16 protein-coding genes are annotated in these 19,978 nt (G+C 65.8%); 14 read left to right on the top strand and 2 right to left on the bottom strand.

Annotated elements, in window-relative coordinates; all coding sequences use genetic code 11:
- Position 1 precedes the first annotated feature (1 nt).
- The 13 genes from ACPUD7_RS08350 to nrdR all read left to right on the top strand — a co-directional run bounded on the left by ACPUD7_RS08350 (position 2) and on the right by nrdR (position 14,740).
- Positions 2-1,102, top strand: coding sequence for a UDP-N-acetylglucosamine--N-acetylmuramyl-(pentapeptide) pyrophosphoryl-undecaprenol N-acetylglucosamine transferase (locus tag ACPUD7_RS08350; RefSeq protein ID WP_425119609.1), 1,101 nt, complete (start codon positions 2-4; stop codon positions 1,100-1,102).
- Positions 1,103-1,104: 2 nt separating this feature from the next.
- Positions 1,105-2,505, top strand: a complete 1,401-nt coding sequence (murC, locus tag ACPUD7_RS08345; RefSeq protein WP_425119608.1) for a UDP-N-acetylmuramate--L-alanine ligase — start codon at positions 1,105-1,107, stop codon at positions 2,503-2,505.
- A 5-nt stretch (positions 2,506-2,510) separates the two neighbouring features.
- The gene (locus ACPUD7_RS08340; RefSeq protein ID WP_425119607.1) at positions 2,511-3,266 is read left to right on the top strand and encodes a cell division protein FtsQ/DivIB; all 756 of its coding nucleotides are present in this window, start codon (positions 2,511-2,513) and stop codon (positions 3,264-3,266) included.
- Positions 3,267-3,493: 227 nt separating this feature from the next.
- Positions 3,494-4,678: a cell division protein FtsZ gene (gene ftsZ / locus ACPUD7_RS08335; protein WP_425119606.1), complete on the top strand. Its 1,185-nt coding sequence runs from the start codon at positions 3,494-3,496 to the stop codon at positions 4,676-4,678.
- 1 nt (position 4,679) lies between these two features.
- The gene (gene pgeF / locus ACPUD7_RS08330) at positions 4,680-5,438 is read left to right on the top strand and encodes a peptidoglycan editing factor PgeF (protein WP_425119605.1); all 759 of its coding nucleotides are present in this window, start codon (positions 4,680-4,682) and stop codon (positions 5,436-5,438) included.
- A gap of 78 nt (positions 5,439-5,516) precedes the next feature.
- Positions 5,517-6,041: a cell division protein SepF gene (locus tag ACPUD7_RS08325; RefSeq protein ID WP_135541298.1), complete on the top strand. Its 525-nt coding sequence runs from the start codon at positions 5,517-5,519 to the stop codon at positions 6,039-6,041.
- Between the two features lie 94 nt (positions 6,042-6,135).
- Positions 6,136-6,435, top strand: coding sequence for a YggT family protein (locus ACPUD7_RS08320; RefSeq protein ID WP_135541297.1), 300 nt, complete (start codon positions 6,136-6,138; stop codon positions 6,433-6,435).
- Between the two features lie 337 nt (positions 6,436-6,772).
- Positions 6,773-7,582, top strand: coding sequence for a DivIVA domain-containing protein (locus tag ACPUD7_RS08315; protein WP_135541296.1), 810 nt, complete (start codon positions 6,773-6,775; stop codon positions 7,580-7,582).
- Between the two features lie 96 nt (positions 7,583-7,678).
- Positions 7,679-8,212 carry a signal peptidase II gene (locus ACPUD7_RS08310; RefSeq protein ID WP_135541294.1) on the top strand — a complete coding sequence of 178 codons (534 nt, stop codon included), beginning with the start codon at positions 7,679-7,681 and terminating at the stop codon, positions 8,210-8,212.
- A complete protein-coding gene (locus ACPUD7_RS08305) occupies positions 8,209-9,132 on the top strand; it encodes an RluA family pseudouridine synthase (RefSeq protein ID WP_135541292.1) in 924 nt (307 codons plus the stop codon). Before ACPUD7_RS08310 ends, ACPUD7_RS08305 begins: the two co-directional genes overlap by 4 nt.
- 166 nt (positions 9,133-9,298) lie before the next feature.
- Positions 9,299-12,808 carry a DNA polymerase III subunit alpha gene (dnaE, locus tag ACPUD7_RS08300; protein WP_240689981.1) on the top strand — a complete coding sequence of 1,170 codons (3,510 nt, stop codon included), beginning with the start codon at positions 9,299-9,301 and terminating at the stop codon, positions 12,806-12,808.
- A 121-nt stretch (positions 12,809-12,929) separates the two neighbouring features.
- Positions 12,930-14,240, top strand: a complete 1,311-nt coding sequence (hisD, locus tag ACPUD7_RS08295) for a histidinol dehydrogenase (protein WP_135541288.1) — start codon at positions 12,930-12,932, stop codon at positions 14,238-14,240.
- 2 nt (positions 14,241-14,242) lie between these two features.
- Positions 14,243-14,740, top strand: a complete 498-nt coding sequence (gene nrdR / locus ACPUD7_RS08290) for a transcriptional regulator NrdR (RefSeq protein WP_135541286.1) — start codon at positions 14,243-14,245, stop codon at positions 14,738-14,740.
- A gap of 280 nt (positions 14,741-15,020) precedes the next feature.
- Here nrdR and ACPUD7_RS08285 read toward each other — a convergent pair whose 3' ends face one another.
- Both ACPUD7_RS08285 and ACPUD7_RS08280 read right to left on the bottom strand, forming a co-directional pair.
- On the bottom strand, positions 15,021-17,252 hold the full coding sequence (locus tag ACPUD7_RS08285; RefSeq protein ID WP_135541284.1) for a HelD family protein: 2,232 nt from the start codon (positions 17,250-17,252) through the stop codon (positions 15,021-15,023).
- Between the two features lie 153 nt (positions 17,253-17,405).
- The gene (locus ACPUD7_RS08280; RefSeq protein ID WP_135541282.1) at positions 17,406-18,197 is read right to left on the bottom strand and encodes a spermidine synthase; all 792 of its coding nucleotides are present in this window, start codon (positions 18,195-18,197) and stop codon (positions 17,406-17,408) included.
- Between the two features lie 252 nt (positions 18,198-18,449).
- Between ACPUD7_RS08280 and ACPUD7_RS08275 the strand changes: the two genes are divergently transcribed.
- Entirely contained in the window at positions 18,450-19,679 is a 1,230-nt protein-coding gene (locus tag ACPUD7_RS08275; protein ID WP_425119604.1) for a DUF4192 family protein, read from the top strand.
- Positions 19,680-19,978 lie beyond the last annotated feature (299 nt).

Genomic DNA, 19,978 nt, shown 5'->3' with positions numbered 1-19,978 from the left:
GATGACGAGTATCCTCCTGGCCGGTGGAGGCACCACCGGTCATATCTCGCCGATGCTGGCGATCGGCCGGGAACTGCGTGAGAAGCACCCGGACTGGGACATCATCGCCCTGGGCACCCCCGACGGACTCGAAGCCGAGCTCGTGCCCCGCGCCGGCTTCGAACTGCTCACCATCGACAAGGTGCCCATGCCCCGATCGATCAGTCCGTCCCTGTTGAGGTTCCCCGGGCGCTTCGCCGGAAACATCTCCGCGGTCAGGAAGATCATCACCTCCCGGAACGTCTCCGCCGTCGTCGGTGTCGGCGGCTACGTCTGCCCGCCGGCATTCCTCGCCGCGAAGCAGGCGAAGATTCCGCTCATCGTCCACGAAGCCAATGCGAAACCCGGAATGGCCAACCGCCTCGGCGCGCGACTGACGACCGCCGGGCGGGTGGGCATCACCTTCCCGGACACGCAGCTGCGCAACTCGACGCTCGTGGGCATGCCGATGCCCGCGGAGATCACCGCGCTCGACCGCAGCGATGCCGACCAGCGGGCCGCTCACCGCGCCGACCTGGGGCTGCGTGACGACGCTCCCGTGCTCGTCGTCACCGGCGGGTCCTCGGGCGCACAGAAGATCAACGCAGCCTTCCTCGCCTCCGCCGATGCCTGCCAGGAGGCAGGCGTCCAGGTCCTCCACATCACCGGAGCCGGAAAAGGTGAGGAGCTGCGGTCCGCCACCGCTCAGCTGCCCGACTACCATGTCGTCGACTATGTCGACGGCATGCACCGGGCCTACTCCGTGGCCGATCTCCTCGTCGCCCGGTCCGGAGCCGCCACCGTCTCCGAGACGACCGTCGTCGGCGTGCCCGCCCTCTACGTGCCGTTGGCCATCGGCAACGGCGAACAGCGACTGAACGCGGCCGGCAGCGTCGAGGCCGGAGCTTCGCTCATGGTCGACAACGCCGAATTCTCCGCTGCGACGGTCACCGAGACCATCCTGCCGCTGCTCGGCGACCGGCCGCGGCTGGAGGAGATGAGCCGCGCCGCTTCTGCACTGAACTATCCCACCGACGCCGCAGCCCGAATGGCCGGCATCGTCACCCGCGCGTTGGAAGGCTGAACATGTCCCAAGCGAATATCGTCCCCGTCACCGAACTCGGTGCCGTCCACTTCATCGGCATCGGCGGATCGGGAATGTCCGGAATCGCCCGGATCATGGTCATGAACGGAGTCGACGTCTCGGGATCGGATGCGAAGGAATCCAACGTCGTCGACGTTCTGCGAACCCTCGGCGCCACCGTCACGATCGGACATTCGGCGGACAACCTCGGCGACGCCGATACCCTCGTCATCTCCTCCGCCATCCGCAAGGACAACCCCGAACTCGTCGAGGCGCAGCGCCGGGGACTGCGCATCCTCCACCGCTCCGGTGCCCTCGCCTCGCTCATGGTCGACAAACGCGCCGTGGCCGTGGCCGGCACCCACGGAAAGACCACGACGACCTCGATGGCGACCGTTGCCCTGCAGGCCTGCGGCATCGACCCCTCGTTCGTCATCGGGGGAGTGCTGTCGACGACGGGCACGAACGCGCACCTGGGCACCGGTGATGTCTTCGTCGCCGAGGCGGACGAATCCGACGGATCCTTCCTCCTCTACGAACCGACCATCGGCATCCTCACGAACGTCGAAGCCGACCACCTCGACCACTACGGGACACCGGAGAAGGTCCGCGAGGCGTTCATCGAATTCTGCAACGGCATCCAGTCCCGCGGCGGCACCATCATCGCCTGCGCCGACGATGCCGGATCCCACGACGTGGCCACGGCGGCCCGAGCCCAAGGCGCCGACGTCGTGTTCTACGGCACGGGAGACGACGCCGACGTCCTGCTGAACAACCTCGACTCCGGGATCGGCTCACGCTTCGACCTCGACCTGCCTGGACGCGAGACACCTCTGAGCGTAGAACTGCGGCAGCCGGGACTGCACAACGCGCTCAACGCCACTGCCGCGATCGCCGTGGCGCACTGCCTCGGCGCGGATGTCGATCGTGCGGCGACGGGCCTGGCCGAATACGGAGGCACACGCCGCCGCTTCGAAGAGCGCGGGATCGCCGCCGGAGTGCGCGTCATCGACGACTACGCCCATCACCCGACGGAGCTGCGGGCCGTTCTCAACGCCGCCCGCGGAGTCGTCACCGACGGCGGACGCGTCTGGGCGATCTTCCAACCCCACCTGTATTCGAGGACCATGGAGTTCCGGGAGGAGTTCGGCCGAGCTCTGGGCCTGGCCGACGAAGTCGTCGTGCTCGACGTCTTCCCCGCCCGCGAAGACCCGGTTCCCGGTGTCACCGGCGCCCTCATCGCCGATCGGGTCCCGCACGATCACGTCACCTTCGAAGAGTCGTTCGCCGCGGCGGTTCCCTTCGTCGCCGAGCGCGTGCGTCCCGGCGACCTCGTGCTCACTCTCGGCGCCGGGGATGTGACGATCCTCGGGCCCGAGCTGCTGAGCGCACTGGAGAGCTGAGACCGATGGTGCCGCTTCCCCCAGCCCGCGCCGGCGAGAACTCCACCGCGGACCTCACCGGGATCATCCGGGCCCGCCGCCGGCAGCTGTGGCGCAGACGCCTCATCGCCATCGGCCTCGTCCTCGGGGTGCTCGCCGTCGCCGCCATCGCATGGTTCTCACCGCTGCTGGCCCTGCAGAAGGTGAACGTGAAAGGCAGCGAACTCGTCGACCACGACTCGGTGAGCTCCTTCGTCCTCGATGGGGAAGGCGGCACCCCACTGCCTCAGGTGCGTCCCGGGACGGTGGAGAAGTCCGTGCTCAAGAAGTTCCCGAAGGCCCAAGAGGCCGCGGTCCGCTACGCCGGGCCCCGGTCGCTGCAGATCACGATCACCGACCGGACTCCCGTGCTTGCGATCGAAGGCTCCTCGGGCTATCGCCTCTACGACGCCGCGGCCGTCGACCTCGGCGTCGTGGACAAAGCGCCGAAGAAGCTCACGGTGCTCGGAGACTCCGGAGACGAACCCGACAAGTCGACGGTCTCCGCAGTCATCCGCTTCCTCGGCCACCTGCGGCCCGAGCTGCGCGGCCAGCTGACGACCATCGAGGCGAAGGACGCGAACAGTCTCCAAGCCGACCTCGACACCGGCGACGACCATGCCACGGTCGTCCTCGGCGATTCCTCGAACGCCAGCCTCAAGGTGCGCACAGCCGCCCAGCTGGCCGCCGAGGGCCGCACCGAGATCGACGTCTCCGTGCCCTCGGTGCCCGTGACCAACTGAGGCAGTTCTCGCGTGGGAGGCGCCCACGTCTGCGCCACGGCACGAATCGCCGACGATTGCCTCTGTTTGGCTCCGACACACCGGGTGGGAAGTTTGGCCGAAGCCCGACACTCCGGGGAGAATGGTTGCAGTGATGTTGCCCCGCCCAATAGCCTCAGGGCAGAGAACACAGACCGAATGCGCACGCAGACCCTGCGTGACTGAAGCGCTTGAGACGAGGAACCGACTTGGCTGAATTCCCACAATCCGGAGCGGATATCAAGGTTGCCGGAACCGGCGGCGGCGGTGTCAACGCTGTGCAGAGGATGATCGACGTCGGCCTGCGCGGCGTGGAGTTCATCGCAATCAACACCGATGCCCAGGCTCTCGTCCTCTCCGACGCGGATGTGAAGCTGGAGATCGGCCGTGACCAGACCCGCGGCCTCGGCGCCGGAGCCGACCCGGAGATCGGACGCAAGGCCGCCGACTCGTCCGAAGAGGCCATCCGCGATGCCCTCGAGGGCGCCGACATGGTCTTCGTCACCGCCGGCGAAGGCGGCGGCACGGGAACCGGTGCGGCCCCCGTCGTCGCTCGAGTGGCCCGTTCGCTCGGCGCCCTGACCATCGGCGTCGTCACCCGCCCGTTCACCTTCGAGGGGCGCCGTCGTTCCGCGCAGGCCGAAGCCGGGATCGCCGCTCTGCGCGAAGAGGTCGATACCCTCATCGTCATTCCCAACGACCGACTGCTGTCGATCTCCGATCGCAGCGTCTCCGTCGTCGAAGCCTTCCGCTCGGCCGATGAAGTCCTGCGCTCCGGTGTCCAGGGCATCACCGACCTCATCTCGGTCCCGGGCCTGATCAACCTCGACTTCGCCGACGTGAAGTCCGTCATGCAGGATGCCGGCACCGCGCTCATGGGCATCGGTGCGGCCACCGGAGACGACCGCGCCGTGCAGGCCGCCGAATCCGCCATCGCCTCCCCGCTGCTGGAAGCCAGCATCGACGGAGCCCACGGCGTGCTCTTCTGCATCACCGGCGGCGGCGACCTCGGTCTCTTCGAAGTCAACGAGGCAGCGCGACTGGTCCAGGAAGCGGCCCACCCCGAAGCGAACATCATCTTCGGCGCCGTGATCGACGACAACATCGGCGACGAATGCCGCGTGACCGTCATCGCCGCCGGCTTCGACAACACCTCCCCGAACGCCGAATCCGCGGGTGCCGAAGCGGTCCCGGCCTCCATCCCGGCCGCCGCCCCGGCGGAGACCGAGAACGAATCGCCCGTGATCTCCGAACCGGAGGCCGAGGAAGCCGAAGCCACGCAGGCGCAGCCGACTCGCCGCAGCGAGGACCACCAGATTCCGGCCACGCTGCCCAACGAACGCAGCAGCTCGAACGTCGACAACGACCTCGATATCCCGGACTTCCTCAAGTAACATGCTGCGCTCGAGGTTCGTCATCCCCGGCAGGCGCACCGCCCACGTCGCCTTCACCGACCGGCACGGCGGGTACTCGAGCGGGGACTTCGCCTCGTTCAACCTCGCCCGCCATGTCGGCGATGATGACGAACTCGTCGCAGCCAACCGCGCCGCTCTGGCCCAGGTCCTGGGTCTGAGCGGCGAACGTCTGTCCTTCGTCTCCCAGGTCCATGGCACCACGGTGCACAGCATCGCCGCCGAGACCGAACTGCGGCAGGCTCCCGTCGAAGCCGATGCGCAGATGACGAACCTCGGCGGCATCGGACTGGCGATCATGGTCGCCGACTGCACCCCGATCATGCTCGCCGATGCCGACACCGGGATCATCGCGGGTATCCACGCCGGCCGGCAGGGAATGGCCGCAGGAGTCTTGCCCGGCACGATCGCGCGCATGCGGGACGCGGGAGCCGGTCAGATCCACGCCGTCATCGGGCCCTCGGTGTGCCCTCGCTGCTACGAGGTCTCAGCCGAACTGCGCACCGAAGTCGCCGAGATCGAGCCCACGGCCGCCTCGGTGTCGGTGACGGGAACCCCTGCTCTCGATGTCGCCGGAGCAGTCGCCGAACAGCTGCGCCGGGAAGGCGTGATCATCGACCATTTCTCCCGCACCTGCACCAAGGAATCCGAAGATCTGTTCTCCTATCGCAGGCACCAGCGGACGGGCCGGTTCGCCGGGATCATCTGGCTGCAGGAAGAAAACCCCACGACACACCCGTAGGACTCACCCTTCCGTATGCCCACGTGCGATAGTTTGGGCCACAGGTGAGCAAGTGCCGAAGTCCGAGGAGCTTAAGACATGTCAGCAATCAAGAAGACGCTGGAATACCTGGGTTTCGTCGAAGAAGAGGACGAGACCACCGAGCGCCATGAGTCCGAGCGTCGCGAACCCGCATACCGGGACCGTGAAGTCATCGAAACCTTCGACGACGTCGACCGGCACGAAGAACCCGAAACGGCAGAGGATCGCAGCCCCGCTCCGGTGACGCCGATCCACCCGTCACCGATTCGTCCCGTAGACACCCCGGCTCCAGGAACCTCAATGAATCGCATCAGGACCATCCACCCGCGCAGCTACAACGATGCCATGGTCATCGGATCGGCCTTCCGCGAAGGCACCCCGGTGATCATGAACCTCTCGGAGATGGACGAGAACAACTCCAAGCGGCTCGTCGACTTCTCCGCCGGCCTCATCTTCGGTCTGCACGGTTCGATCGAACGGGTGACGAACAAGGTCTTCCTGCTCACCCCGGAGAACATCGAGGTCGCAGGCGAGAACGAAGCCGATTCGGACACTCAGGCCAGCTTCTTCAACCAGAGCTGAGCGGTTCGGGAACTTCTCTCAACTCCTCTTCAGCTCGAGCCGTTAGGCTGGGGCTCCGACACTCAAGCACCAACGAAAGGCGCGAGGGACCCCCGTGGCCATGATCTTCTACATCCTCGGCACTGCGCTGAGCCTCTATGTCTACGTGCTCCTGGCCCGAGTCGTGCTCGACCTGGTCCAGGTGTTCTCCCGTGACTGGAAGCCGGCCGGTTTCTTCCTCGTCCTCGCGGAGATCGTCTACACACTCACCGACCCGCCGCTGAAGCTGCTGCGCAAGGTCATCCCACCACTGCGGCTGGGGCAGATCTCGCTCGATCTCGGCTTCATCGTTCTGCTCATCGGCATCCAGATCATCGCCTCGGTGTTCTTCAACCTCTCGCACACCACGGCCTGATCCCTGGCGCGGAGGGTCCCACGCTCACAGGAGAGCGGAGACCGGTGTTTGCGGCGAATAGCCCGAAATGCTGATTGTGCCTCGTGAAATGCCTCAACGAAGTGCAATGCGAATATCGGGATTCGATTGTCCCAATAGGCGATAAATGGTGAATATACTCACCGAAATTGGCCGAGCGTGTGGAGACCTTGTTAGCCTCGGATAGGTAAAAATTCGTCATCGAATGCGTGACACGCCTTAACTGCACGACAAAACTGCAGGTGTTACGCTAATGTGACGTTGAAGCCGTCCTTCCGGGCGGCAGCGTAATGATTGTAGATCGACCGAAGGTGACCTCATGGCGCTCACGCCTGAAGACGTAGTAAACAAGCGGTTCCAGCATGTGAAGTTCCGCGACGGGTACGACCAGGATGAAGTCGACGATTTCCTTGATGAGGTCGTCGTTGAGATCCGCCGTCTCTACCAGGAGAACGACGAACTGCGTCAGAAGCTCTCCACCGCCGAACAGCGTGTGAAGGAACTCGAAGCCGGCGGCGCCTCCGCCGCTCCGGCGCAGGACATCGACGCTACCCAGGCCATGCCTGCCGCGGTTCCGGCTCCCGAGGAGCAGGCCGAGGCGCCGGCACCCCAGGAAGCACCTGCCGCTCCGGCACCGGTCGAAGAAGCCCCGGCTCAGACCTCCGCTCCGGTGGTCAAGGAAGCCGCACCGACTCCGCAGGAGTCCTCGGCTGCACCCGCAGTCGCTGCCGGCGCAGCCGGTGGAGCAGCGGGCGCGGGCCTCGGTGCAGTCGGCGGCGACGGAGATGCCCACGGCCTCATCGCACTGGCCCAGCGCGTCCACGACGAGCACGTTGCCGAAGGTGAGCGCAAGCGCGACGAGCTCATCCAGGGCGCCGAGAAGGAAGCCGCCGATATCGTCGGCAAGGCCGAGACCAAGCGGGATGAGACCCTGTCGACCCTCGAGTCGCAGAAGTCCACGCTGGAGCGGTCGATCGACCAGCTGTCGAACTTCGAACGTCAGTACCGCACACGTCTGAAGAGCTACCTCAACGATCAGCTGCGGGACCTCGAGAACTCCACGAGCCTGGCTCCGGAGACCCTCGACGGAAACAATCCGCTGGGCGGTTCGTCGAACCACAAGCTCTGATCCACAGCGCACGGCAGAGGTCCGGGAACTCCGCGGAGGTCCCGGACCTCAGTCGTGCGCGTTCGACGTCGATGACGGTGGACTAGAATGAACCGAATGAACGATCCTGCCCCACGGGTGAACAGACCTCGTGCCGCCAAGCTGGTCCTCCTGTTCTCGATCGCGGCGATCGTGCTCGTCATCGATCAGGTCACAAAATTCCTCGCCGTCACTCTGCTCGAAGGGCAACCGCCGGTGCCCGTGATCGGGTCCTTGGCCGGGTTCAACTTCTACCGCAACCCCGGTGCCGCCCTGGGACTCGGTTCGAGTGTGACCTGGGTGTTCCCGCTCATCGCCGTCGGCGTGTTCATCGCGATCCTCCTGCTCTCCCGCAAACTCGGTTCTCGGGCGTGGGCGATCGGACTCGGCCTGCTGCTGGGCGGGCTCTTCGGCAACCTCGTCGATCGGCTGTTCCGGGAACCGGCATTCCTCCACGGGGCCGTCGTCGACTTCATCGATCTGTCGCTGTTCATCTGCAATGTCGCCGATATTGCGATCTCCGCCGCTGCCGTGGTGCTCATCATCGCCAGCCTCAAAGGCATCGAACTCGACGGTTCGGACTCCACCCGTGTGAAAGAGGACTCTCAATGACCGAACGTTCCATCCTCGTCCCTGAGGGGCTCGAAGGCCAGCGCGTGGACGCTGCGATGTCGAAGCTTCTCGGACTCTCCCGCACCGCCGCCGCAGACATCTGCGCCGACGGGGGTGTGCAGATGTCCGGACGTCCCGTGATCAAATCCGACCGGGTCATCGCCGGCGAACGCCTCGACATCATGATGCCCGAACCGAAACGGCCCCTCGAAGTCGTGGCCGACCCGGTGCCGGGCATGCGGATCGTCCACGACGAGGATGCCTTCGTCGTCGTCGACAAACCCGTCGGCGTCGCGGCCCATCCGGCCATCGGCTGGACCGGAAGAACCGTCGTCGGCGGACTCGCCGCAGCCGGTTTCCGGATCGCGACCTCCGGTGCTCCCGAACGTCAGGGCATCGTTCAGCGCCTCGACGTGGGCACTTCCGGTCTCATGGTCGTGGCGAAGAGCGAATACGCCTACAGCATGCTCAAGCGTGCGTTCAAGGAGCGCACGGTGGAGAAGACCTACCATGCGGTCGTCCAGGGGCTTCCCGACCCGGTGCTCGGAACCATCGACGCCCCCATCGCACGGCACCCGAAGCACGACGGGCTCTACGCCGTGCGCACGGAAGGCAAGAACGCGATCACCCACTACGAGGTCATCGAGGCCCACCGCCGTGCCGCGCTCGTCGAAGTCCACCTCGAAACCGGGCGCACGCACCAGATCCGCGTCCACTTCTCCGCGACCAAGCATCCCTGCGTGGGCGACGTGCCCTACGGTGCCGATCCGGTGCTGGCCAAAGAACTCGGGCTTGAACGGCAGTGGCTGCACGCGGTCAAGCTCGGATTCCACCATCCCGACACGCAGAAGTGGGTCGAATTCGAAAGCGGCTACCCCGAGGATCTGCAGGTCGCTCTCGACGGCATCCGACCGAACTGAGCACGGTCTGACGGGCTATGACCGTGGCCCGAATGACAGCCTGTGGGCCTCTGTCGAAACGCAGCTGATGGACTAAGCTGGATGGGCAATACCGGCCACTTCAGGAAGGCGGCGCCCAGTGCCGAACGAGGACTTCGTCCACCTCCACGTCCACACCGAATACTCCATGTTGGACGGTGCGGCCCGCCTCGCCGACCTCATGGCGGCGACGAAGGCTTCGGGCATGTCCGCGATCGCCACGACCGACCACGGCTACCTCTTCGGTGCCTTCGACTTCTGGTCCCAAGCCACGGCGGCCGGCATCAAACCCATCATCGGCGTCGAAGCCTATGTCACCCCGGGAACCGACCGGCGGGACAAGACGCGAGTGAAGTGGCGCACCGACGAATCGCAGAAGAGCGACGACCTCTCCGGCGGTGGTCTCTACACGCACATGACCCTGCTGTCGCGGAACAACACGGGGATGCGCAACCTGTTCAAAGCCTCCTCGTACGCCTCTCTCGACTCAGTGACCGCGAAGTGGCCCCGGCTGGACCAGGAACTGCTCGAGACCTACTCCGATGGGCTCATCGCCACGACGGGCTGCCCCTCGGGCGAGATCCAGGTGCGGCTGCGTCTGGGGCAGTACGAAGAGGCCCGGGCCGCCGCCGGCAAGTATCGGGAGATCTTCGGCAAGGAGAACTACTACGTCGAACTCATGGACCATGGGCTGTCCATCGAGAAGCGCGTGACGAAGGATCTCATCCGTCTGTCGAAGGAGATGGACATTCCGCTGGTCGCGACGAACGACCTGCACTACACCCACGAATCCGATGCGAAGGCGCACGAAGCGCTGCTGGCCATCCAGTCCGGCTCCAAACTCATCGAACCGACCTACGATCAGGGCGGTTCCCGCTTCGCCTTCTCCGGCTCCGGCTACTACCTCAAGTCCGCGGCCGAGATGCGCTCCCTGTTCAAGGAATTCCCCGAGGCGTGCGACAACACCCTCGAAATCGCTGAGAAGTGCGAAGTCTCCTTCGACACCTCGGCGAACTACATGCCGAAGTTCCCCTGCCCGCCCGGCGAGGACGAGACCTCGTGGCTGATCAAGGAAGTCGCGAAGGGACTCGACTACCGGTACCCAGACGGTGTGCCCGACGATGTCCGCAGGCAGGCCGACTACGAGCTCGACGTCATCATCTCGATGGGCTTCCCCGGCTACTTCCTCGTCGTCGCCGACTTCATCAACTGGTCGAAAGACCACGGCATCCGGGTGGGGCCCGGCCGTGGTTCGGGTGCCGGCTCCATGGTCGCCTATGCCATGCGCATCACCGACCTCGACCCGCTCCAGCACGGACTGTTCTTCGAGCGCTTCCTCAACCCGGACCGTGTGTCCATGCCCGACTTCGACGTCGACTTCGATGATCGTCGCCGCGGCGAGGTCATCGAATACGTGACGGAGAAGTACGGCGACGAACGTGTCGCGATGATCGTGACCTACGGCACGATCAAGACGAAGATGGCGCTCAAGGACTCCGCACGTGTCCTCGGCAAACCCTTCTCCATGGGTGAACGTCTGACGAAGGCGCTGCCGCCGGCCGAGATGGCTAAGGACATCCCGCTCAAGGACATCGAGGACCCGGACTCCAAGCGGTACAAGGAAGCCGGAGAGTTCCGCGAACTCGTCGACACCGATCCCGAAGCCCGGGAGACCTTCGAGACCGCGAAGGGCCTGGAAGGGCTGAAGCGGCAGTGGGGCGTCCACGCCGCGGGCGTCATCATGTCCTCGGATCCGATCATCGACGTCATCCCGATCATGCGGCGGTTCCAAGACGGACAGGTCATCACCCAGTTCGACTACCCGACATCTGAGGGTCTCGGGCTCATCAAGATGGACTTCCTGGGGCTGCGCAACCTCACGATCGTCTCCGACGCGGTCGAGAACATCAAGGCCAACCGGGACCTCGACCTCAACCTCGAGCACCTGACCCTCGACGACCCCGACGCCTACGAGCTGCTGGCCCGCGGCGACACCCTCGGCGTCTTCCAGCTCGACGGCGGCGGACTGCGCGCCCTGCTGCGGATGATGAAGCCCGACAACTTCGAGGATATCTCCGCGACGCTTGCGCTCTATCGCCCCGGCCCGATGGGTGCCGACTCGCATACGAACTACGCCCTGCGCAAGAACGGACTGCAGGACGTCACCCCGATCCACCCCGAGCTCGAGGAACCGCTCAAGGACATCCTCGACACGACCTACGGCCTCATCATCTACCAGGAGCAGGTGATGGCGATCGCGCAGAAGGTCGCCGGATATTCGCTCGGTCAGGCCGACATCCTCCGTCGTGCGATGGGCAAGAAGAAGAAGTCGGAGCTCGACAAGCAGCAGGTCGGCTTCTTCGGCGGCATGAAGGAACGCGGCTACTCCGAGGCCGCCGCCCAAGCTCTGTGGGACATCCTGCTGCCGTTCTCCGACTACGCGTTCAACAAGGCTCACTCGGCCGCCTACGGAGTCGTGTCCTATTGGACCGCCTACCTCAAGGCCCACTACACCGCCGAGTACATGGCTGCGCTGTTGACCTCGGTCGGTGACAACAAGGACAAGTTGGCGATCTACCTCAACGAGTGTCGTCGTCTGGGCATCACCGTGCTGCCCCCCGATGTCAACGACTCGGCTCTGCACTTCACCCCGGTCGGCACCGATATCCGCTTCGGCATGGGCGCTGTGCGCAATGTCGGCTCCCATGTGGTCGAAGGCATCGTCGAGGCCCGCGGGGAGAAGGGCGCCTACACCTCGTTCACGGACTTCCTCGACAAAGTGCCCAGCCACGTGTGCAACAAGCGCACCATCGAATCGCTCATCAAGGCCGGTGGCTTCGATTCGCTCGAACACACACGGCGGTCCCTCGTCGAGATCCACGAAGAAGCCGTGGATTCGGTCATCGGCGTCAAACGGCAGGAAGCCAACGGCCAGTTCGACCTCTTCGCCGGGTTCGGCGGGGGAGACGATTCGCCGGGCTTCTCCGTGACGATCCCGGACCGTCCGGAATGGGAGAAGAAGGAGAAGCTGTCCTTCGAACGCGACATGATCGGCCTCTACGTCTCCGATCACCCGCTCAACGGGCTCGAAGGGGTGCTCGCCGCAGAATCCGAGGCCTCCATCGCCGAGGTGGCCGACCCCGAATCGCAGCGCCACGACGGATCCCAGATCAAGGTCTGCGGAATGATCACGCAGGTCACCCGCAAGGTGTCGAAGAACTCCGGACGCCCCTACGCGATCGTCACGCTCGAGGACCTCGAAGCCGAGATCGAAGTGATGTTCTTCGGTGACACCTACGAGCCCGTGGCGAGCCTGCTGGCTACCGACCTTGTGATCTCGCTGACCGGGCGCATCCGCACCTCCGAAGACCGCCCGACCTCGCTGATGGCGATGTCGATGACGATCCCGGATGTCACCGACCCCAAGGATCGGCCGCTCAACCTGCTCATGCCGATGGAGAAGGCCACCGAGGAGATGGCGACGAAGCTCAAACGGATCCTCGAGTCGAACAGGGGCCAGACCGATGTCCACGTGATCTTGTCCCAGCCGGGACGTCAGACCGTGATGCGGCTCGACCGGTCGATCCGCGTCGATCCGAATCCGAGCCTCTACGGCGACCTCAAGGCGCTGCTGGGATCGCGCTGCCTCAGCGGTTGAGCCGCGGGGGCCGGCAGAAACGGGGCCGGTGGCCCGCGGGTGGGCGAGGTGCCGTCTCCGCTGCCCGCTGAACGGCTCGAACCGCGGACCGGGCGTCTGGCCCGCAGCGACGGCGACTAGAATGGTGCAGGTGAACATTCTGGACTACCGTGGCGAGACCCTGAACAAGCGATTCCTGGCGCAGGCGCTTCCCCGTGCCGCCGATACGCATGCCGATATCGAACGTCGCGTGGCAGAGCTGCTCGAGACCGTGGCCGAAGGCGGAGCGGCCGCCGTGCTCGACTACACCGAACGCTTCGACGGGGTGCGCCCCGAGACCCTGCGGGTGCCCGCAGCGAGCCTGGCCACCGCCGCGGCCGAACTCGACCCGAAGGTCAAGTCCGCGCTCGTCGAGTCGATCGACCGGGCTCGGAAGGTCGCGGCCGATCAGCGCCCTGCCGATGTCCGCACCCAGTTGGCCTCCGGGGCCTTCGTCACCACTCGCCACCTGCCGGTCGAGCGTGTGGGACTCTATGTGCCCGGCGGTCTCGCCGTCTACCCCTCGACGGTGATCATGAACGTCGTGCCCGCCCAGACCGCAGGGGCAGACTCGCTGGCGATCGCCAGCCCGCCGCAGGCCGACGGACTGCCGCACCCGACGGTGTTGGCCACGGCCCACATCCTCGGTGTCGATGAGGTGTGGGCGATGGGCGGCGCCCAGGCGATCGGTGCCCTGGCATACGGCTTCGACGACGGGGAGGGACTCGAACCCGTCGACCTCATCACCGGACCCGGGAACGCCTATGTGGCGGCCGCGAAATCACTCGTGAGGTCCCGGGTCGGCATCGATGCGGTCGCCGGCCCGACGGAGATCATCATCCTCGCCGACGCGAGCGCGAATCCGCGATTCGTCGCCGCCGACCTCATCAGCCAGGCCGAACACGACGAACTGGCCGCCTCGGTGCTCGTGACCGATTCTGCGGACCTCGCCGAAGCGGTCGTGGCGGAGCTCAAGGTGCAGGTGCCTGCCGCAATGCACTCCGAACGGATCTCCACGGCCCTGTCCGGACGGCAGTCGGCCATCGTCCTCGTCGACGACCTCGACGCGGGCATCACCGTGGTCAACGGCTACGCGGGTGAACACGTCGAGGTCCACACCGCCGATGCCGCCGCGGTGGCCGAACGGATCACCAGCGGGGGAGCGGTGTTCCTCGGCGACTTTGCACCGGTCTCGCTCGGCGACTACTGCGCCGGTTCGAACCACGTGCTCCCGACGATGGGCACCGCCGCTCATGGTTCGGGCCTCGGGGTGCACTCATTCATCAAAGTCAGCCAGGTCATCGACTATGATCGCCAGGCGCTGTCCGAGGTGGCCGAACACATCGATGTTCTCGCCGCCAGCGAACAGCTGCCGGCCCATGGTCGCGCCGTGGATATCAGGTTCGAGGAGTAGAGATGCGTTGTCCGTTCTGCCGTGAGTCCGATTCCCGCGTCGTCGACTCGAGGACCAGCGAAGACGGCGCAGCGATCCGCAGACGGCGACAATGCCGCCACTGCGGTCGCCGCTTCACCACGATGGAGGCCACGAGTCTGTCGGTGATCAAACGCTCCGGGGTCACCGAGGAGTTCTCGCGGCAGAAGATCATGTCGGGCGTGCGCAAGGCCTGCCAGGGCCGACCGGTCAGCGACGATGATCTTGCGAAGCTGGCGCAGAAGGTCGAGGAGAACATCCGCTCGAAGGGCATCGCCGAGATCGATGCCGACGAGGTGGGACTGTCCATCCTCGATCCGCTGCGCGAGCTCGACCAGGTCGCCTACCTGCGCTTCGCCAGCGTCTATCAGGGGTTCGACTCGCTCGAAGACTTCGAAGCCGCGATCGATTCGCTGCGTGCCGATGCGCTTCTGCAGGCCGGCCAGACCCGGGAACCGACCCCGGAGGATTTCGCGGACTGACCGGATCCTGAGACCGTTGAAAAATCCCTGCGGAAATCTTCGTCTCGAGTACCGCGGTGCATAAATAGTTGTGTAGTATTGACAGTGCGCGCTACGGCGCGCGGCCGCTTGCGGTTCGGAGGGGAAGCCGAACCCAAGCGGCCTTTCACATTCACGCTCACGGAAACGGCGGGTCTGAGGCCGAAGAGCGCGTACAGCAACGGCCCCGTCCGAGTCGAAACGCCCACGTGTGAGACCGGGCTGTTCGACTCGGACGGGGCCGAAGCCGATTCGGTGCTGATCAGCCGGCGCGGCGCACGGATTCAGCGGCGAAGAGCTCGACGAGTTCCGTGGTCGCCGAGGCGAGGACGCGCAGACGCTCCGTGGTCCTCGTCAGTGCCACATAGAGCCCGCCGATGCCGGTTTCGCTGCCGGCAGGAGCGATGGAACCGGGTTCGACGATGATCACCGAGTCGAACTCGAGGCCCTTGGCCTGCTGCGGGGTGATGAGGGCGATCTGATGGTCGAGGCCGGTGACCGAACGTCCGAAGTCGAAGTCCGCGAGCACCTCGGCGATGGGGTCGATGAGCTCCGACGGAGCGATGACGGCGATCTTTCCGCCTTCTGCGGCAGCCACTTCCTCAGCGGTCGTGGTCACCAGGGCATCGAGGACCTCGGTTTCGTCGGCGAAGGTATCCAGGCGGGGGTCGACACCTCCCTGACGCACCGATTCGACGAGCTCGAGCTGCGGGAAATGACGGTGGAGGTATCGGTTGGCCAGATCCATCACCGACTGCGGGGTGCGGTAGGAGACCGTGAGCACCTGGAGAGCGAAGCGGTCTCCGACGAACTCGGAGAGGATCGAGGACCAGGTGCGGGCGTTGTCGACCTGCGAAGACTGCGCGAGGTCACCGACGACGGTCGCCGATTTCGAAGGAACCCTGCGGAAGAGCACCCGCCACTGCATGGGGGAGAGCTCCTGGGCCTCATCGACGACGAGGTGACCGTACGTCCACTCTCGGTCCTCCAGAGCGCGTTCGGCCAGGGTCATCGTCGGACCCTGCTCCTCCCACCGTTCGGCGAGCATCTCAGCGGTGACCATTCCGCCGGTCTCGGTCATATCCACGACGGCCTCGGCGTAGTCGCGGGCCGCATCGTCGCGGGCCTGGGTCTGCTGCGGGCTGGAGCCGAGGAGTTCGGCCAGCTCATCGAGCAGCGGGACATCCTCGACGGTGAATTCCTGCTGACGGTGCTCGAGCAGGGTCGACTGCTCGGCCGGGGTGAGGAGCCTGCCGGCGGCGGCACGCAGCTTGTGCGGTTTGCCCAGCAGGGCGCGCAGCGCACCGGCGGGACCGATGGGGAACCAGGCGAGATTGAGGGCACGACGGACGTCGACGCTCGACCTCAGCTCCTCCAACAGCTCGGGCAGGCGCTCACCGGCGGCATCGAGGCCCATCTCGCGGGCGAGATCCTCGGCGAGGATCTTCAGCAGACCGGTGACGAATCCGGTGCGAGCCGCGTTGTGCGCATCTCCGCTGCGCTGTGCTCGGTCGCGGGCCGACCGGACGTCCTTGCGTCGCAGCACGATGGTGTGCGAACCGACGCGCAGCTCCTCGTCGTGCTCGGGCACGCGCTGATAGTTCGCGATGTGATTCTTCAGGATCGTGGCCATGACTCCGCGGCCCTTGATCTCCGCGACCGCCGGATCGTCGGTGGCATCGGTGTCGAGTCCGGGGTAGAGCTGACCGGGGGTGAGGAGGACGGCTCCGGTCTCGCCGAGGCTGGGCAGCACCTTCTCGATGTACTTGAGGAACACCGTCGACGGACCCACGAGGAGGACACCCGACTTGGCGATCCTCTCCCGGTGACGGTAGAGGAGGAACGCGGCACGGTGGAGGGCGACCGCGGTCTTCCCCGTGCCCGGACCGCCTTGGACGACGAGGAGGCCGGAGAGCGGGCGGCGGATGATGGCGTCCTGCTCGGCCTGGATGGTGGCGACGATATCGCCCATCCGGCCGGTGCGATGACTGGACAGAGCCGCGAGCAGGGCTCCTTCGCCCTGCAGGTTCGACCGCTGATCATCGTCGAGGGCCTCGATGTCGAGCACATCGTCCTCGATCCCGGTGACCTTCCGGTTGGCGGTCACGAGGTGACGGCGGCGGGCGACGCCTTCGGGGGTGGCCGCGGTCGACTGGTAGAAACGCTCCGCGGCCGGTGCTCTCCAGTCGATGAGGATCTGCTGACGCTGCGCATCGGTGAGACCGATGCGGCCGATGTAGGTGGGGTCGTCCTCGTCGACGAGGTCGAGGCGACCGAAGCACAGTCCCTCCTCGGCGCCGTCGAGGCGGATGAGCTGATCTTCGTACAGGGTGGCGAAGGCATCACGTTCGGTGCGGTGCTGGTGGTTGCCTCCGACCTCGGAGATCCTCACGGTTCCGAGGCGCGCTGTCGTCTCCTCCCGCAGCTCATCGAGTCGGGCATAGAGCTCGTCGAGCTTGGCCTGCTCGACGCGAATTTCTGAAGTTTCGGTCATCTCACCTTCTTGGGTCGGCATTCAATTATGCCGAACTTTCCTCGGTGTCTGTAGTCGCAGGGTCATTTCGGATCGGGGCGTACCTCACATTCCCCACCAGGACGGGTGGTCAGGACCGCAACGGGGCCGGTTCGCCGTCGGAGTCTCGCGAGTTCACAGGCCCAGGCGGGAACGCAGACCCTTTCCGGACAGGAACGTCGCGACCGAAGCGGCTGTCCGCAGACTGCGGTCGAGTCCGGCCGTATCCAACGGTGTGTTCGATGCGAGCACGACGACGTTGCCGCGCCGACGTCCCTTGAGGATCGCCGGTTCCGTGGCCGCGGCGAGGTGCGCGAAATGCTCCCCCAAAGCATTGAGCTCGGATTTCAGCACCCCATGGTCACCGGAATCGGGGACATTGGCGACATAGAGACCGGAGTCCTTGACCACCTCGGCGCAGGACGCGAAGAAGTCTGGGCTCTGCAGGGCCGGGGGCACCGAATCGTGGTCGAAGGCGTCACGGACGAGGACATCGAGGGTGTCGGGCCGGAACGTCCCGATCTCCGCGGCCCCGTCACCGGCTCGCAGGGCCAGGGCGGGGGAGCGGGGCAGATCGAACCACTCGCGTGCGAAGCCGAGCAGCGCCGCGTCGATGTCGATCGCCGTCTGCTTCGATCCCGGCCGCGTCGCGTCGAGCGCACGCGCGAGCGCGCAGCCGGCCGCACCGATATGTGCGGCCCGCAGAGACCCGGCGGGGAGGACGACGTCGATCGCGCGGCGCATCCAGTCGAGGTACTCGAAGTCCAGGCGGGTGGGATCACTGAGGGTGATCGACGACGAGGGAACGCCATTGACGTGGAGGACATAGGAATCGGCCTCCCCGTCGAGCTTCTCCAGGCGGGCCGTCCCCGTCGAGATGTCGACCACTTGGGACCCCGGTGCTGTGTAAATCCGTCTCTTCGCCACCCCTCACTTGTATGTCAGTGGAGCCCGCGTGGCAATTCGGTCCGAATCCGCGTGGGGACGAAGGCCGCGACTCGGACACCGGGGGCCTGTGGATCGCTTCCCGCTGTCCACAGCCACGGGAAGAGGTCTGGTCGTCGGCAGAGCCGATCGGATGGAGTGGAACCTCGACCGCACCAACGAGTTCGGACCGCACCATCGAGCTCGGACCACACTGCCAGACCACAACGAGGACACAACAGGCGAGGACAGATCATGAGAACACCAGCCCGCTCACCAGAAGACATCATCGGAATCATCCCCCACACTCTCGGCTACACGCCTCGCCGCAGTCTCGTGGCGCTCATCGTCGGCACCGAGACCGGTGGGACCCAGACGAGTTCGACGACCCTGCGTACCGACTTCGACCGGGAGACCGCGGCGCGGATCATCTCCGAAGGAGGAACCTGGTATGCGGATCTCGTCTCCCGCGCCTGCGCAGTGACCGGCATCTTCTTCGTTCTCTACGATGACGACTACGAACCGGTCGCCGAGTGCGAACCGAACGGTGGCAGCGAACCGACCGGCGGCTGCGGACCGACCGGCGACCTCGGCGCCGCCGGCCGGGACGACGAATACGCCGCGGTCCATCGCAGCCTCATCCGTGCCGCCATCGACGAGCTGGCACTGACCTTCGACGCCAGAGGGATCGACACACTCAGCGCCTGGTGGGTGAGCAGGGACCGATTCGGGCGCATCGACCACGACGGGTACGACAGCACACCCCTGATCGCAGCGACCACCTCGGCGTGTGCGACGGAACTCGTGGCCGGCGGATCCAATCCGGTCAGCGCCCCCGAGGAGCTCGTCATCGCTCCGCTGTCGGCCGCAGCCTTCGCCGACAGCAGGCGCGGACGCGAAGAGGAATGGATGGGCATGGGGGAGGCCTTCACGATCTTCGCCGAACTCTATCCCCGCCTGAACGCGATGCGCGCCGGTGAGGAGCCCTTCGACATCGCCCGGCTGCACGCCTTCATGGAGCTGCCGACGGTGATGGCTCTCGACACCCTCCTCGCTGAGAAGTGGTCGAGGGACGCACTCGAGATGATCCTCAGCTTCGACCACCCGGACTTCCCGCCCGCTCGCGTCCTCGACGCCGACGGCGACCGACTGCGCGAACTCTGCTGGGACTCGAGTCGCCGGGCCGACGCGGCGCGGGAGCTCATCGGGCTCTCCGAACGTGCTCCGCACCCGCGCGATGTGCTGCTGTCCATCGCCTTCCTCAAGGAATACCTGCCGGTCGGTCACCCCCAGGTGCGAGCCACGGCGTATTCGGTCATCGCATGGTTCGAATGGGCACTGGGCGGGTCGACGATGGCAGAGAACTACGCTCTGGCCGCCCTCGACCTCGAACCCGAGCACGGGCTGGCCGGGCTCATCGCGAACGCTGTGAAGAGGGGCTTCCTGCCGCGCTGGCTCATGGACACCGAGGGCGCACCCCTGTGAACGGGCGCACCGGCGGGGAGGAACGACCGGCGCGGAGGAAAGCCGGCGCGGAGGAGCGACCGCCGCACAGGAAAGTCCGGCGCCGACGACAGACCGGCGCGGAGGAAAGAGGGAACAGAACCGACGGGCGCGGTGTTCGCCCAGACAGCGCGTCGGCACGGTGCCCGGGACTTGCGCAGCCCCGATTCGCAATGCCGGGAATAACGTGCGAAAATTAGGCGTTGACCCAGTCATAGCATGATGGGCGGACTCTGCGTTCGCTCCGGACCGTACTCGGACCACTTGACTTGGGTCTTAGT

The sequence above is a fragment of the Brevibacterium sp. FAM 24630 genome, from assembly GCF_049804075.1.
Lineage (GTDB): Bacteria > Actinomycetota > Actinomycetes > Actinomycetales > Brevibacteriaceae > Brevibacterium.
This window is presented reverse-complemented; position numbering and strand designations above follow the sequence as displayed.

What these genes read in the sequence shown, in the direction of transcription:
- ACPUD7_RS08350 (WP_425119609.1), top strand. Translation starts at nt 2, where the DNA reads ATGACGAGTATCCTCCTGGCCGGTGGAGGCACCACCGGTCATATCTCG.
- murC (WP_425119608.1), top strand. Translation starts at nt 1,105, where the DNA reads ATGTCCCAAGCGAATATCGTCCCCGTCACCGAACTCGGTGCCGTCCAC.
- ACPUD7_RS08340 (WP_425119607.1), top strand. Translation starts at nt 2,511, where the DNA reads ATGGTGCCGCTTCCCCCAGCCCGCGCCGGCGAGAACTCCACCGCGGAC.
- pgeF (WP_425119605.1), top strand. Translation starts at nt 4,680, where the DNA reads ATGCTGCGCTCGAGGTTCGTCATCCCCGGCAGGCGCACCGCCCACGTC.
- ACPUD7_RS08325 (WP_135541298.1), top strand. Translation starts at nt 5,517, where the DNA reads ATGTCAGCAATCAAGAAGACGCTGGAATACCTGGGTTTCGTCGAAGAA.
- ACPUD7_RS08315 (WP_135541296.1), top strand. Translation starts at nt 6,773, where the DNA reads ATGGCGCTCACGCCTGAAGACGTAGTAAACAAGCGGTTCCAGCATGTG.
- ACPUD7_RS08310 (WP_135541294.1), top strand. Translation starts at nt 7,679, where the DNA reads ATGAACGATCCTGCCCCACGGGTGAACAGACCTCGTGCCGCCAAGCTG.
- ACPUD7_RS08305 (WP_135541292.1), top strand. Translation starts at nt 8,209, where the DNA reads ATGACCGAACGTTCCATCCTCGTCCCTGAGGGGCTCGAAGGCCAGCGC.
- dnaE (WP_240689981.1), top strand. Translation starts at nt 9,299, where the DNA reads ATGTTGGACGGTGCGGCCCGCCTCGCCGACCTCATGGCGGCGACGAAG.
- hisD (WP_135541288.1), top strand. Translation starts at nt 12,930, where the DNA reads ATGGTGCAGGTGAACATTCTGGACTACCGTGGCGAGACCCTGAACAAG.
- nrdR (WP_135541286.1), top strand. Translation starts at nt 14,243, where the DNA reads ATGCGTTGTCCGTTCTGCCGTGAGTCCGATTCCCGCGTCGTCGACTCG.
- ACPUD7_RS08285 (WP_135541284.1), bottom strand. Translation starts at nt 17,252, where the DNA reads ATGACCGAAACTTCAGAAATTCGCGTCGAGCAGGCCAAGCTCGACGAG.
- ACPUD7_RS08275 (WP_425119604.1), top strand. Translation starts at nt 18,450, where the DNA reads ATGAGAACACCAGCCCGCTCACCAGAAGACATCATCGGAATCATCCCC.